Annotated in this window: 12 protein-coding genes and 1 tRNA gene; 1 reads left to right on the top strand and 12 read right to left on the bottom strand. The window is 56.9% G+C overall.

Annotation, left to right across the window (positions count from 1 at the left end):
* Nucleotides 1-72: 72 nt before the first annotated feature.
* On the top strand, nt 73-2,100 hold the full coding sequence (locus tag Pan181_RS21850; protein WP_197528582.1) for a glycoside hydrolase family 32 protein: 2,028 nt from the start codon (nt 73-75) through the stop codon (nt 2,098-2,100).
* Here Pan181_RS21850 and Pan181_RS21845 read toward each other — a convergent pair.
* From Pan181_RS21845 to Pan181_RS21785, 12 genes are all read right to left on the bottom strand, one after another.
* On the bottom strand, nt 2,097-5,009 hold the full coding sequence (locus Pan181_RS21845) for a glycoside hydrolase family 2 TIM barrel-domain containing protein (protein ID WP_197528581.1): 2,913 nt from the start codon (nt 5,007-5,009) through the stop codon (nt 2,097-2,099). The genes Pan181_RS21850 and Pan181_RS21845 overlap by 4 nt on opposite strands.
* A gap of 271 nt (nt 5,010-5,280) precedes the next feature.
* Nucleotides 5,281-5,353: transfer RNA gene (locus Pan181_RS21840), tRNA-Ser, on the bottom strand.
* An 877-nt stretch (nt 5,354-6,230) separates the two neighbouring features.
* Entirely contained in the window at nt 6,231-6,866 is a 636-nt protein-coding gene (locus Pan181_RS21835) for a TraX family protein (RefSeq protein ID WP_145250134.1), read from the bottom strand.
* Nucleotides 6,867-7,065: 199 nt separating this feature from the next.
* Complete coding sequence (locus Pan181_RS21830; RefSeq protein WP_145250133.1) at nt 7,066-7,290, bottom strand: hypothetical protein; 225 nt, start codon at nt 7,288-7,290, stop codon at nt 7,066-7,068.
* The gene (locus tag Pan181_RS21825) at nt 7,283-7,726 is read right to left on the bottom strand and encodes an Hsp33 family molecular chaperone HslO (RefSeq protein ID WP_145250130.1); all 444 of its coding nucleotides are present in this window, start codon (nt 7,724-7,726) and stop codon (nt 7,283-7,285) included. Before Pan181_RS21825 ends, Pan181_RS21830 begins: the two co-directional genes overlap by 8 nt.
* Complete coding sequence (locus Pan181_RS21820; RefSeq protein WP_197528580.1) at nt 7,723-9,081, bottom strand: hypothetical protein; 1,359 nt, start codon at nt 9,079-9,081, stop codon at nt 7,723-7,725. The genes Pan181_RS21825 and Pan181_RS21820 overlap by 4 nt, the downstream gene beginning before the upstream one ends.
* On the bottom strand, nt 8,999-10,522 hold the full coding sequence (locus Pan181_RS21815; protein WP_145250125.1) for a zonular occludens toxin domain-containing protein: 1,524 nt from the start codon (nt 10,520-10,522) through the stop codon (nt 8,999-9,001). The genes Pan181_RS21820 and Pan181_RS21815 overlap by 83 nt, the downstream gene beginning before the upstream one ends.
* Nucleotides 10,522-10,863 carry a hypothetical protein gene (locus Pan181_RS21810; protein WP_145250122.1) on the bottom strand — a complete coding sequence of 114 codons (342 nt, stop codon included), beginning with the start codon at nt 10,861-10,863 and terminating at the stop codon, nt 10,522-10,524. The genes Pan181_RS21815 and Pan181_RS21810 overlap by 1 nt, the downstream gene beginning before the upstream one ends.
* Entirely contained in the window at nt 10,863-12,131 is a 1,269-nt protein-coding gene (locus Pan181_RS26310; protein ID WP_197528579.1) for a hypothetical protein, read from the bottom strand. The genes Pan181_RS21810 and Pan181_RS26310 overlap by 1 nt, the downstream gene beginning before the upstream one ends.
* The gene (locus Pan181_RS21795; RefSeq protein WP_145250117.1) at nt 12,118-12,993 is read right to left on the bottom strand and encodes a hypothetical protein; all 876 of its coding nucleotides are present in this window, start codon (nt 12,991-12,993) and stop codon (nt 12,118-12,120) included. The genes Pan181_RS26310 and Pan181_RS21795 overlap by 14 nt, the downstream gene beginning before the upstream one ends.
* A gap of 226 nt (nt 12,994-13,219) precedes the next feature.
* Nucleotides 13,220-13,534 carry a hypothetical protein gene (locus Pan181_RS21790; protein ID WP_145250115.1) on the bottom strand — a complete coding sequence of 105 codons (315 nt, stop codon included), beginning with the start codon at nt 13,532-13,534 and terminating at the stop codon, nt 13,220-13,222.
* Between the two features lie 186 nt (nt 13,535-13,720).
* Nucleotides 13,721-14,824, bottom strand: a complete 1,104-nt coding sequence (locus Pan181_RS21785; RefSeq protein ID WP_145250113.1) for a rolling circle replication-associated protein — start codon at nt 14,822-14,824, stop codon at nt 13,721-13,723.
* Nucleotides 14,825-15,171 lie beyond the last annotated feature (347 nt).

Here is a 15,171-nt window from a genome sequence, read left to right as displayed (position 1 = left end):
AGACAAATTGGTTGCCTAAACCTACCCAATGCTGGCAAACTGCACCGCCCTCCATCGATGATTCTTCGCGACATGAAATTCTCAATTGCCACCGCAACGCTCGTCTCTCTAGCATTACTCTCGCTTTCTCCCAGCTACGCAGAGGAACCACTGTTCGAGAACTCCGGCTTCGAATCGGGAACCCTTCACAACTGGACACCCGAGGGCGAGGCCTTTGCCGTTCAACCCACCAAGGGCGATAACCCATCGCTGCGCGGGCGGGAAAGCAGCTGGCACGAGGGCGAGTATTGGGTCGGCGGATACGAAGCCTACACGAAAGACTCCGGCACCCCCGGCCAAACCCGAGGCGACCAGTTCACCGGCACGCTTACCTCGACTGAGTTCGTCATCCAACAGCCTTACCTCAGCTTCTTGATCTCCGGCGGCAAGCAGCCTGGCAAGCTTGGTGTGAAACTGGTGTGCGGCGACATCGAACGCGAACTCGCCACCGGGTGCGACTCGGAAACCCTGCGTCGATGCAATGCGGAAGTGAGTGACCTGGTAGGTCGACGCGCCAAGCTGGTGATCTACGATAACTCGACTGGGCAATGGGGACATCTGAACGCCGATGCCTTTGTCGGTTCCGCCGAGCCGCTCGCCGACGAGTCGCAAGCGTTTGCTTTCTCGAAACTAGTGCGGGCCGAATTGTACGACGACATCAACTACAGCGAACCGCTCCGACCGCAGTTCCACTTCACTTCGGGTCGCAACTGGATCAACGACCCCAATGGCATGGTGTTCAATGGACAGCAGTATCACCTGTTCTTCCAGCACAATCCCGCGAGCACCGAATGGGGCAACATGACTTGGGGACATGCAACCAGCCCCGACATGATTCACTGGACCCAACATCCGCATGCCTTGCTGCCGTATCGAATCGATGGGCAAGCGGGCACCGTTTTCTCCGGCACCGCAATCATCGACCACAACAATAGCCTGGGCAAGCAACAGGGCGACACTCCCACGATGTGCGCCTTCTTTACGTTTGCTTGCGAGCCACGCTTCTATCAGGCGTTGGCCTACAGTACCGACTTAGGACATACTTGGACCTACTGGAACGAAGGCCGCCCGGTGGTCGAGAACCAAGGGTTCGACGCGGGCGAACGCGACCCCAAGGTGTTCTGGCACGAGCCGAGCCAAAAGTGGGTAATGGCTCTTTGGGTTCAGCAGAATCCAGGACGCGTACGTTTCTTCACTTCAACGAACCTCACCGAGTGGACGTTCGCATCCGATCTGATGCGAGACTGGGCCTTCGAGTGCATGGATCTCATCACGCTGCCAGTCGACGGAGATCCCGCGAAAACCAAAGTGGTGCTATACGATGCCAGCTTCGACTACGAGGTTGGTCAGTTCGATGGCAAGACCTTTCACACCGAAGCGGGCCCATTCGTTGCCGGGGGTGGCGATTTCTATGCGGCTCAAACATTCAACAACCACCCCACCGGGCGGGCGGTGCAAATCGGTTGGATGCGAGGGGGCCCCAATCCCGAGCGGGTTTATCAACTGCCTTTCAACGGCCAGATGTCCTTCCCGTGCGACCTCACCCTGCACACGCACAACAACCAACCACGGCTGCACGCCTGGCCGGTGGCCGAGATCGCCTCGCTCGTCGATACCACGCTAGAGTTTTCGGATGTCACGCTCTCGCCTGGCGACAACTTGCTTGAACAAGTCGAGAAACTCGACCTGGTAGATTTGGAAATCGATTTTGCTCCTGAAGCTTCGAGCGAGCTTGTGCTCGATCTCGGTCGGGCGACGGTCCGCTACGACGCGACGAGCCAGAAGCTCTATTTGCCAGCAGTCGATGGTGAAGGCCACGCCCGAGAGGTCGTCGCTTTCGAGAATCTGAAACCGCGTGATGGATCGATTCGTCTTCGGTTGTTAGTGGATCGCTTGTCGGTGGAAGCCTTTGTGTTCGACGGCGAGCGGTTCTACGCGAGCTATTACAACCCGACCGTCGGCGACGATGCGGTGTCGATCACCAGCCAACATGGAACCACCACGATTCGCTCACTGAAACTCAATCAACTCCATTCGGCTTGGCCTAGTACAAAACGCTAGCGACTCGCTTGAGTGTCCGCGGACGATTCGCCGATTTCGATGGTGATCTCGGCTGGCTCCAAACCTTCGACGGTGGCCTTCAGCACCGCTAGGCCCCGCTCTCCCGTGGGGCGGAGGATCGCCAGGCATCGCCCGGCCCTGGTTTCGCAAACTGGTGCATGAAAGCTTGCGGGCCGGTTCGGTGCACCATTGGCCTGCGCGGCCAGCTCGGCAACTCCTTCCACCGAGAACTCCACCATCTGCTGGGCGTCGGGCACACGGTTTCCGTCAGCGTCAACGAGCTCCACGGTGACGTACGCCAGGTCGTTGCGACTTGCCTTGATCGTTGCCCGGTCGGCTGTTAGCTTCACCGCGACAGGCTCGCCGGCCGTCACCAGTTCGGTCTCAGCGATCACCTTGCCATCCTCCAGCCCAATCGCCTTCAAAGTGCCTGGTGCATAAGGCACCTGGAACACTGCAGTGAGTTTCGCGTCGGCCGCAACCTGCTGCTCGCCAATCACCTGGCCATTCAACTCGAGTCGTACCGCTGAGCAGCGAGTATAGACAGCCACCTGCAGCGGCTGCTGCTCGTAGCCCGCCCAATTCCACTTTTGGTATTCATTCGGCCAGGCCCATCCACTCAGCACTTCGTGCGTGCCCTCTGGCATCGGCGCGTGCACCGCCAACTCGATCGAGCTGCGTCGCCAGAGCACGTCGCGATAGTACGACTGAGGTTTCTTGAATCCGCAGAGATCAAGGTCGCCACACCAGGCGTTGTGCCAAGGCCACGACATGAAGAACGGATTCGGTTCGTTGCTCAGCACCGAGTGTGCTAGGCCCGACTCGCCTAGGTAGTCGATCGCCGTCCAGACGAAATCACCAATCACATATGGATGCTGCTCCACGAGGTCCCAATAAACCAGGGCATCCTTGGGATACGACTCCGCCCCGTAGATCACGCGATCGGGCACTCGCTCGTGATCCCGCTCATACACCTGAGGCAAGTAGTTATACCCCGCGGCATCCAAATGCTTGAACGCAATATCCGACAGTTGGTCCCAGTTCTGGTAGACCTTTCCCCAGTCGTTGCATATCGCCTGCGTGACTGGCCGAGTGCGATCGTGCTGCAGCACCGCCTCGCGCAGGGCGAGTTGGGTCGCCTCGCCGCGGAACTGCTCGGGAATCTCATTGCCAACCGACCACATGATCACAGACGGATGATTGCGATCGCGACGTACCATCGAAGCGATATCGCGAGCGTACCAATCTTTGAAGTGGCGATGATAGTCTTGATCGTTGTCGAGCTTTTGCTCGTTCCACTGGTCGAACGCTTCGTCGATCACCAGCATGCCAAGCCGGTCACAAGCGGCGAGCATGGCTGGAGCCGGGGGAGCATGGCTGGTGCGGATTGCGTTGTAGCCGTTCGCCTTGAGCAGCTCGACCTTACGCACTTCCGCTCGATCGATCGCGGCCGCCCCCAGCGGGCCATTGTCGTGATGAATACAACCACCTTTGAGCAACACTGGCTCTCCATTGACCAGCAGGCCGTCGTTGGCATTCATCTCGACACTACGTATCCCAAACGTCGTGCCGACCGCGTCGACGGTTTCGCCATCGATCTCAATGGAGACTTCCGCTCGATACAACTGCGGGGCGTCTAGCGACCACAGCTTGGGACTCGCGACTTGCAGCGACTGCTTTAGCACTTGGCGATCCTTGGCCGGCAACCTCACTCGCTGGCGGGTGGCCTTGACCACTTGCCCAAGCGGGTCGGTCAAACGCATATCGACGACCGCCGCCTCCGCTTGCTCCGCACGGTTTTGGATCTCGACGCTCAGCTCCACGGTAGCTTGGTCGGGTTGCACGTCGTGCGTGGAGACGAAGAGCCCGCCGCTTGGCACGTATTGCTTGTGAGTTCTGGTCAACCACACATGGCGAACGATGCCCGAGCCCGAGTACCAGCGACTATTCCGCCCAAGGTTCCGCACCCGCACCGCAATCACATTGTCGACACCGGGCTCGTGAAGATAGGGAGTCAGCTCGTACTCAAAACTGGTGTACCCATAGGGATGATTGCCGAGGTGATGGCCATTGATCCATACGTCAGAGTTCATGTACACCGCGTCGAACCGCAATACGGTTCGATCCACGGAAGTATCGATAGTGAAGTGCTTGCGATACCAACCGACACCTCCCACCACGTAGCCAGTTTTGTCGCGTCCCTCACTCTCACTCGGATCGAACGGGCCGACGCGCCGCGACTCCACGCCCGAAGCGTACATGCCCCCTTCGCCGGAGCCATCGTACACGCGCACCGCAATCACATTAGTTCCATCGGCACGCAATACTCCAGTGGGAACCTGATACCGGCGTTCCCGGTCCCAGGCAGTTTGATAGTTAGGTGGGAACGAACCGGTGCCGCCAAGGCGGGTGCCATTCACCCACACTTCATCCACGTCGTCGATGCGGCCGAGCAGCAACGTGACTTGCTTGCCTTGCATTTGCTCGGGCACTTCGATCGTGCGGCGGTACCAGCCATAAACGTTGTCATCAGTGTAGTCGGAATGCCGATCCCAAGCGGCCGGCAACATCACGGTTTGCCAATCGCTGTCATCCAGGTCCGCCGACTTCCAGTTGGCATCGTCACCGCGATGAAAACGCCATTCGCCGGTCACGACGTCGAGTTCGGCATCGTTCGTCTCACGGGGCGGCAGGTCTTCGATACTCCAATCATGCGGCAGGTCGAGCACCCGCCAGGCGGAGTCGTCGAACTCCGGCAAATCGGCACCTTGCACGTCTCCTCGAACAAACCGCCAGTCGCTATCGAACGCCAAGTCGCGCTGTGCACACGCAGGCGATGGGAATCCGACCTGCAACATCACCACAACCGCTAACAGCACGCTTACTTTGAAATTATGATTCGCGAACATGAACCACATGCTCCTCGACGCGCGACACGCGAAGGTGCCGCAGAAAAGGGAACGAGGCAACCACCTGAAAGGGAGACCACCTGCTCAGCCAAGTGGGCCGCGCAGGCGACTTTTCCATAAACCAAGTTTAGCTAAAATCACGTCGTCGCTAAAGACACGAGCCAACAACTGAGCGGACAATTCTGAAAATGACCGGTGGAAAGCTCCGGCCGCTGCCCCATAGCAGTGGGCGAGAATGCTCATTCACCCTCCCTAGAAAGAAAGGTAAAAAAGCACGCCCGGCAGGACTCGAACCTGCAACCCCTGGTTCCGAAGACCAGTGCTCTAGGCAACCTACGGCTTGCCGCTTAACGGATTCACAGCACGCACGGAAGCTAAAACCGCGTGCTAAGTTTCGGCAGAATGAACGCTTCGGATTCTCTTACTTCGCTTGCTCGTTCGTACATTACCCGCGAACACCTCTCCCCCGCTTACGCTTCCCAGATTCTTGCCCGTTGCCACCGCTTCGAACAATGGGCCAGCCGAGAAGTTAGCCCCCAGGTTCTGGCCGCATCACCGACTCTATTATCGGCATTCCTGGTACACTTAGAGCAGCTAGGATTATCAGGCACCACGGTCAGAGGATACCGGGCTTGCATCCTAGCTGTTTCCCATGATGCACTGGGCAATACTGGACTAGGTGCAAACGTCCGAAGAGTGCGACGGAAGCAAGGAAACCCCGTCGCATGGACAGCAGAAGAAATCCGGGCATTGCTACGAGTCGCCACTACTGCACGCGGTGCGACTGCGGACGGTATCCCCTTTAAGCTCTACTGGCCCGCCTTGATTCACTTTGGATATTCGACCGGGCAACGGCTAGCTGATTTACTCGCGTGCAACCGCACGGACATTAGTAAGAATGGCGTTTGGACTTGCACCCAAAACAAAACCGGAAATATTGTCACCTTGCGACTTTCGGCCGATGCTCTCAATTACGGCCGACGCCTTCCCTCTGATCGCGTTCATTGGGTTCCGTGGCCTTACTCCGTCGAGATGCTTCGCCGGAGGTTTGCCAGATTGGTGGCCGACGCACAGATACGACCCGGTTCCTTTAAGTGGCTACGTCGATCGGCGGGCAGTCACTATGAAAAAGAAAACCCAGGTGCCGGGCATCGACTACTTGGCAACACCAGAGCAATCTTCGACGAAAGCTACCACGATCGGAGCTTGACCCAACAACCGCTAACGGCTCCACCACTCGGCAACGACTAACGCCGCCAAGTGCACCGGATAAAACCAGTAAAACAAATCCGAGCGGATACGCGGCATCTGTGGAACCAGATGGCTATAAGAGTAGAAGCCCAAGGGCACTACCGAAAAGATAATAAACCACCAGTCTAAAAGGCTCGCAACCGGCCAGAGATAAACCGCCATGCACGCCACAGCAACCGCCGGAACGTCCGGCAAGCGATGAGCATAAGCCACAAGCAAGACCCCAACCGCGATCGCTCCCCCTTCGCAGACGGAATGCCCTACGGCAAACTCCCCCACGGCCAAGGTCAGCAAACACGCCAGGCACGACCGCCAATTAAACGTAGAGAGAGTCACCACCAGAGAAAGAGTAAATAAGATATTCAGGCGAGGGACACCGAAGCAGAGATAATAGAACGGTTGTGCCATCACCGCGAAGCAAAACAGCCGAAGCGAATAATCTGGAGCGCTTCGAGTATGGCGGAGGCCATTCAGGAGCAAAAGAAAGAAACCAGGGATTGCGGCCCGTCCGACCATCCGAAGCCAAATCGAACCATCGTAAACGGCCGTCACGTGGTCGACCACCATTGCCGCCACAGCAAGCCAACGGATCAAAGCGTAATTCATGGTTTAATCCCTTCCTTGGGAACATCGAACAAAGCAGGCGGTCTAGGTTAGGACCCTGGCAATCCTGCAGCGGGGGCGTTCTACCTATCACCCCCTTGCCACCCAACCTAGACCACCTGCCATTGGAGCCGCTACGCGGCCTATTTTCTTTTCCGCTCATTGCCGCTGGGCTAGCCCCTTCTCAGGCATGCAGAGGAAACTAGCGGAGGCGGCCTTGCCGCCTTAATTCTTCCTGAACCTCATCCGCAATAACGTGCCCCCAGCTTTGCGGATAACGATAGATTCCTTGGACTTGCTTCGGCATCCTATCGAACGTGCAGAGCCAACGTCGGCACACCATGAAGGCCACGCGGCCGACGGCATCGGGTGAAAGAGTCACCCCTGCCCGCTTCAACTCACCAGAAACCGTGATTTCATTAGCCATCGTTGCCCCCCACTTCCAAGAAGTCGTAAAGCTCCTGGAAACACTCCGCCACGTCGTCATCGTAATCCCAATGGACGTTTAGCAAGACGCCGCGGCCGTTCGGCACGGGAACAATCATGCCCGCGTCCGTTTCGAGCATTTCGAGTACATCACCGACGGACGCGAAACCACGGACGTTACCACAGGCACCGCACGTAGGCACGACAACACCGGCAGAGCCATCGCCACGGTAGAACTGCTGCAAGAACAGCGGCGTATGGCCCCCGAGCCAAAGCTTTTCCGCTTCCCCGATAACGCTGGCAATGCTCCAGTGCCCAAGGAACTCACGCCCAACCACACAGCCCCTAGCACACTGATTCCACGAACCGCAAGCCTCACACCTACAAGGACTCGCGTACACATAGGTTTCGAACGCTACTCCATCGGTACGACTCATGGCTTCTTATCCTTTCCAAAGTTCACACGAAACACCGTATTATTAAAGAGCGGAAGAGGCTCCGAGCCGCTTGCACCTTCCTTGCCCGCCGGTGACATCGGCCGGACTTGCTCGGAGCTTTCCCCCGCTTCAGTTGGCGAGAGTTCATCGAGCAAACCGCGGGCGTCGTAACTGTCCTTTTCGATCGAGTGTTGCGACAGACCCCCCGCGATTCGATAAACTCGGCACCACACTTGAACAACATGCACCTCACGTGAGAAAGCGTCATTCGTTCGCCACCCGACGGAATCCTCACCGGTTTCCCTGTCCTTGACGATCGCACCAAGAAGGTAGACGCCGCCCGCTTCTACCGCGGCCGTTGTCTTGAATGTTTCCTCTCCGGTCACCGGAGCCAGCTCGACGTAAGAGCGAACGTCCGACATTCGTATTTCGAGATCGAGCAACGCCCGACGCTGATCGACTTCCCGTAGCGTCAGAGACACATCGGTGCCAGTTTGAATGAAGTCGTAACCGTCCGTTCGCGTAGTGCCCTGATCGGTCGTCACCTGCCGAGGGATCGGCACCTTATCGCCTTGCACCACCGAAGAGGTTGCCCCGTCGACCAACACGAACATCGGAGCCGAACTCACGCGAACGTCGGAACGCTCGGAAGCCGCTCGTAAGATTCCGTCGAGCGCAGCACCGAGGTCGAGATCGAGATCGAACCCGGAGGAGCCGACGGCAAAACCGAAAGCCAGATCGGCGGCCGGCGTCAGATCAAATCCGAAATCTTCAGCCGCACGTCGGGACCACCCGACCAAATGCAACTCGCACACCCAGACGGGCACCGGCGTTGCTTCCACCTGATCGAGCATCGAGGCGACTTTCGCCAACACTTCCACCTTGTCGCCGACGACGACCAAGCCATCCGAGAAGGCGACAGACCGCCCCGACTCGGCTCCAAAGACCTGCAAGGCTTGCGTCAGTTGCTCGGCAGAAAGACGACGCACACGACGCACCAAAACCCCGCGGTCCTGCGGTTGGCTCTGGCCAATGATGTAGACGCCGTTTTGCTCGCGGAGAGAGAGCCCCAGGCGACGAGCCACTGCGTTCAGGAGTTCGACGATTGGAATGTCGCGGACTTCGGCGAACACTTCCTGATCCTCAGCACCGGCATCGACAATCACAGACACGCCAGTTTCGTCCACCAACCACCGCACGAACTGACCTAGCGGCATGCCATCGGCCGAGACGGTGACCGTTTGGCTCTGTTCATCCGAGGCCTTTTGAGGCTCACGGGCCAGAGCTTGCTGGTAGAGGTCCCGAAACTGAGGTCCTACCGATCGCAGGGGAACTTCCCGCGGGCTTCGAACCACTCCCGCCGTCGGCAGGTTTAGCAGAGTCGAGCAACCCAGAAGGGGCACCCATGCCAAGCATAACGCCGTCATCGAACGTAACCCGACGCCGCCACGTATCAACTTTCTCGATTTTCGCCCCATCAAATTCGCCTCCTACGATTGTTTCCCCCTCCCGGATGTCCGATCCATCGGACAACCAAACCCGCTTCCCATCGATCGCTACCACTCGGATTGAGCGACGCCTCTTTTCTCGTGCTTCTTCTTCCGCTTCGCGTTCCGCCCGAATCCTTGCCCTCTCGGTTTCGACCTGGTCACGGAGGACACTCATTTGGTCGAGGACCGTTTTCCGTTCCGCTTCCGGTAATCCCTTGAGCAATTCTGCAAACTCAACCGCCGAGGCTTCTGACAGCTTTGACTCTTTCCCAACCGTTGAAAAAGACCGGGTGCCCTTCTCGCCATCCAAACGAATAACCTTTTCCACGGATTGTTCCTCGGCGTTCGCTGCCATCATCGACTTAGAGCCATCCATCCAGCTATCAAGCAAATACGCTACTCCCCCACCAAAACACAACCACCCGACAACAGCCACCAACACCAGCCGCGACGTAACGCGAACCCACGTACGCCGCAAGAACCAGAGCCACGTCGGCATCCACTTGCGGCCGTTCCTTTCCTCAAACCAGAACACCGGCCGCTTTTGATGCTCAAGTAACATCGTGGCCGCCTGCTTCGACGAGGTACCTCCACCCGTCGCAGACAACGACTCATACAGATCGAAATAAAACGGCATCAATCGCGATAACCTTACGCCGTCCTCTCTCATTTTCCCCATCTGACGACGAAACTGAACAACCTGTACACTCAGCCAGTAATCACCAGTAAAGGACGCGATGACCTCCCACCACAGACCAAGTTCGATACCAAACCAAGGGTCCCGGAGCTTATCTGCTTTCGTTAACTCATAACGAAGCTCCGAGTGAATTTTGATTGCAGGACCAACCTTACTTTGATCCTGACTAACAAAGTACACACCTGCCCATTCCTCATGCCGCACTTCGCCTAACCACGACTCCCACAGCGTTTTCCGCGACGGATCAGACGCCGGATAAAACAAATGGCATTCATCGAGAATAAAGACAGCACCCTTAACCGTCTCCAAACCCACCAACCACGGCGACTCCCTCAACTCGGCCGGGCTCGAATTTCCCTCTTTCCAATTTGCAAGCACCGTTTGCGGTATAAGAATGAGTTGATCCTTAACCGATTCCAGTTCTCGGCCTGTTGCTTTACTGACTGCTCCGCTGAACTCCTCAACCTTGAGCGGTAAATTCGTAACAACAGGCCCTTCGTGTTCTTTAAGACGCTGAAAAAGATCATAGACACAGCAATAGGATTTCCCCGCCCCAGGTGCACCTGTAATGAAGACGACACAAAAACTAGTCCAGGAACTTTCGAACATCAGGAAGAACCAATGGTAGGAATAAACTTAATCACATAACGCACGAACACAACCGAGACCCAGAATATCGAATACGCACCAAGAATCTGAAAGAACTCGTCGAGCGGTAACCACAAATTAGCCCCCGCATAGAGATCGAGGAATTGGGTCGTATCGGGGAAATGCAGGTACTGCAGTAGAGCATCCAGCATATCCCGAACCCACTGCCAAGCAGGTTGCATGTACGCCCAAACCCAATTCCAGACCCAACCAAAAAGAGCAGTACAAGCATCTAAAATGGTTTTTCCTAACCACTTTAATGTCCACAAAATCTGCTGAATCGTGTCGAGGAGTTGCATCATTACCACCTGAACAAAAGGTACGCACTACGTCGAATGAAGTACACGATCATATAAAACGTGAAGAACACCCGCACAAACTCCCGCAAGGCGTCCACCGCACCAAACACCTCCACCTCAGAATAAAACGAGTCGTTCAGAGTCATATCGACCGAGACCCGTTGACGAAAATTCTGGTTATAGAATGGCACGTCGAAGTAATAACTACCGACGCTGCCACCAGAGAAATCTGGTATTTCAAACTGGGGTGGATTGAGGTTCGACATATCCGGCACTTCCCAACTCATGCCAGCCCAATAATCCTCTCCAGTGTCTGCCCCACCACCAAACCCACCACCCGAGTTCTGATACTTCAATTCATTAGCAATGATCTCAAGCCAATAACAAGGATCGCAATCCCCAGTAGCAGGAGGATCAGGCCATACAGGAGGCGGATCATAGCTCGGAGGATCACTCGGAGGAGGCCCAGGGGGATCGATACCGATAGGCGGATCAGGAGCCGGAGTAGGTTCTGGAAAGTCCTGGTACGCATCATCCGTCCCATTACCGTCCGCATCCGGATCGGACCAGTTAGGAATCCCATCACCGTCCGCGTCATCATCGAACTGATTCGGGATGCCATCGCCGTCGATATCCCCAGGTGGAAAGACTATGACTGTTTCCCGCTCGATCTCGTTACCGGGCGGCTGCCACCACGGCGGCGTTGGCTCCGGGTCCGGGTCCGGTTCTTCGGAGCAGTCTTGCCCGCGGGGGAACTCGTCTTCCGCGTCGGGGCTTCCATCGCCGTCATCATCGTCATCTTCCGAATTTGGAATACCGTCGCCGTCAACGTCGCCATCCTCGCAATTTCCGACACCGTCGCCATCCATGTCACCGCCACCGCACACTGGGTTCCCGTGCGGAAACTCGTCCATTTCGTCGCGGATACCGTCGCCGTCGTCGTCATCGTCGACCGAATTAGGTAAGCCATCGTCGTCAATGTCGCCATCCTGACTATTCGGTAGCCCATCGCCATCGATATCGCACGAGTTGTACCAGTCTTCGCCGTTTTCAAAGCCGACCGGTGGCCCGCTGGTCGTATAGGTCACCGTGTCGACTTCCTGCCACTCATCGGTAGATGCTCCCTGAGCAATCTCCCAATACTTCTCCTTAAAGTGCCATTCTCCCGCGATCCGCCACTCAGTCCGAGCCACAAAAACCCGAGCAAACGTATTATCCGAGGAGTTCGCCTCCACCGGATGCACATACTGGTAGGTTTTAACGCCGCCCACCTCGCTGAATACGGTAACCCTTGGTCTTCCCCACCTTAGACGGACCGACGGCGGCGCCTCGATGACCCCCGGTGCGGCGAGTTTCCGAAGTTTCCCAGGCTGGAAACCCACTCTGTCGGCCGCCCTCCCCGAACGACCCCACGAAGGTTTCTGGTCCATCAAATAACTGATTAGAAGTCTCCAATGGGGGAATAACACGGCTGACAAGCACATCGGAAATGACACCACCAAAGAAGCGAGACACATGTGACGAGTCCCCCCCCACTTCCATGAGGCCGGGGACTGGTGCACCCATCGTCATATACCACAATCCCTCATTCTCGTGATTTGCAAACACACCATACCCACCCTCCGGGTCTGGGGCACAACCCAACATCACCGTATGAAACTCGCCGTCTGTGCACGGACCCAAATCAGCGGTGATCCAACTGCTCTGGTCATCGCTCCGTCGCCACATAACCAGATTGCCCTTTGCAATGCCGTTATTCCCATTCGGATTCACCGACAGAAAAATACCGACCGGCTGTGAGCCGCCAGTCGTCATATCAAGCACGCACCGAATATTCGAACTCCACCCCTCCGGCTGCTCGGTATTCGCCTTAAACCGTACCAAGACGAAACCAAGGCCGTCGTTAAACGTCTGGGGCCAATCCAACACCGTATTACCGCTGAAGGACAACCCGCCATCCCACTGAATCGTATCGGAATCGTCGATATTGGGTTGGTCGCCAATCACCGTGGCACCAGGAGGAACGGCGATCATATCCGCACGGGCCAGGGCGGTCGCAGCAACGTCATCGTATTCGTTCGCGAAACCCACCGAGGCGGACAGCACACACAGAGTACAGAGAAGGGCACGCATTACCAAATATCCTTATGATTTTTCGCGTAAACGATCAAACGCCACGACACGAAGCCAGAGATGAAGGACAGCACCATAGCACAGACCTCAGCGAAAAACTGGATCGTCTCCAACAGTTCGATAATCGTGTCCGCCTGGGTCTCAGTCATCAAAACACCTTGGAAAAAAAGAGCGGGTGCCGCCCGCTGAATGGACAAAGACGACCGACACCCACCCTCAGCTTGGCCTAGCGACCCAAAGCCCGCATCGCCCACTTCATGGCGTAACGGACAATCAGAAACGCGAACATACCACCAACGGCCACGGCAACGACCGAGCCCATTTTGGTAATACCCTCACTGATGAAGGCCCCAATATCCACACCGGAATCAGGAATCAGAGGATCGGAGGCAGATGCCACGCCCATCTGCAAACCGAAGAATGCCGCCACGGCAGTACAGACCCGGCCAGCAACGCTATTGCACGCCGACGACGCCCGCCGAAGAACACCAACGCCCTTCGACAACGCACCTAATACCAAACTCTTTGCACCAGAAAACATAACTCGACACCTTATCGCCCCTGACAATCCCGCGGCATCCAAATACAGCCGGCCGCGGTTCGGCTGTTTAAGCTTTACTCCACCAAGATGACCAGCGGCCCCCCTTCGAGAACCAAGCAAAAAAATGAAACACAATAGCAATCGTCATGCCATACCACCAGTGTTCCGCCCACCACATAAACGGAGTCATACGCCTACTCCTTCCAGGACCATCGGCCCGGTATCGAATAAGGCTCGCTGGCAATCCAGCGGAGGTGGAATCGCTTCCTTACGTGGTGCCCACTCGGAGACCTGCCCGCCCCGCCCTTCGAGGTAATGCACGATTGCTTCACATTGCTCCCAATTTAGAATAATGCGATTGCTAGAAATCTCATGGCCCGCGAGGTCGGCCAGAGCCGAAAGGCTCTCATTACCCGAAGCAACCCACCGCTTATTCACAACGACTTCGCCGCCGACCTCGATCGTCGTTTTATATTCGATGATCGTTACCTTGCGGCCGCAAAGCTTCACGCGACCCTCGATCGACTCTGCCCGACGCTCGTAAGGCCCGCGTGCTGGTGCTTCCGCTTCCCCGTCCGGGTACTCGTACGCCACGTACATTTCATACTCGTCGGGCTCCTCGTCCATTTCCCACTCCGGCGGGTAGCCCTCCTGTCGAATGAACTCTGCACGCTCGGCCGCATCGCGGAGGGCATCAAGCTCCGGGTCTGAGAACAGCCCTTGCGACGCCGTGTAACGCTTGAAAATCCCCTGACGCTTCAGCACCCAATCGGGATAACCACCCTTTGGGAACTTAACCAGGTATTTGGTCGAGTAGTTCGCAGCGTGGTCCTTCGAAACGAAGCCGCGGGGCTTCGTAATCTTCACCATGCCCATTCTGAACCGGTGCCCCTCACGAGCAGGCCCAGCCGCATTCCAAGCCCGCTCGACCGAATCGTGAGGAATGAAGTCGGCATCGATAAGCACGTGCCAGTGCGGCCAGCCCGATTCGTGCAGTTCAAGTACCGCGAAGTAGTGCCCCACCTCCTCGCCGTAAAGCCGCCTTAACTCCCGCACCATCCGAGAGATCAGTCCCTTCTCCCGCACGTAATCAAATGCTTGTTCAGGCCCGTCGAAGTTCCGAGGGTCGACCGTACAGGTAACCATAATAGGCCGAGAAGCCTGCCACCGCTGAACCGCCGCCATCAACTTATGACGCAACGCCCAGCCCCGCCCGGTACAGCACTCCGGGCAGAAGAACGACTTGCACCCGCAGCCGATTACATGGAATCCGTTTGGTTTTTCGTTCATCGCTGTTTATCCAAACAATTCGGAGGTATTCAAGTTAAAGGCGGCGGAGCCGCCTGGCGTGGCTCCGCCGCTCCGGGGACCGCGAGCGAGCCCGCCAGCGTGCTCCGCCGATTACCCCTTTACTCCATCCAGCTACTACACACACGCCCCAGACGCAATAGCCCCCCGGCTACTGTATTAACGTGGGCAGGAAATAGGGGGCGTTGCTACTCCTTGACCCACGCCACTATCGGTTAGGGTTGCGACTTTTCGCGGCTTCCTACCTTCCGCATCGAACCGTATAACCTCTCCCAGTGGATTCACGATGCACAAACGCCCCTCAAGTAAGTCGTTCAGAACCGAGTGGG

Origin of the sequence: Aeoliella mucimassa (genome assembly GCF_007748035.1) — a bacterium.
Taxonomy (GTDB): Bacteria; Planctomycetota; Planctomycetia; order Pirellulales; family Lacipirellulaceae; genus Aeoliella; species Aeoliella mucimassa.
The sequence above is the reverse complement of the archived record's forward strand: the minus strand, read 5'-3'. Positions and strand labels throughout refer to the sequence as shown.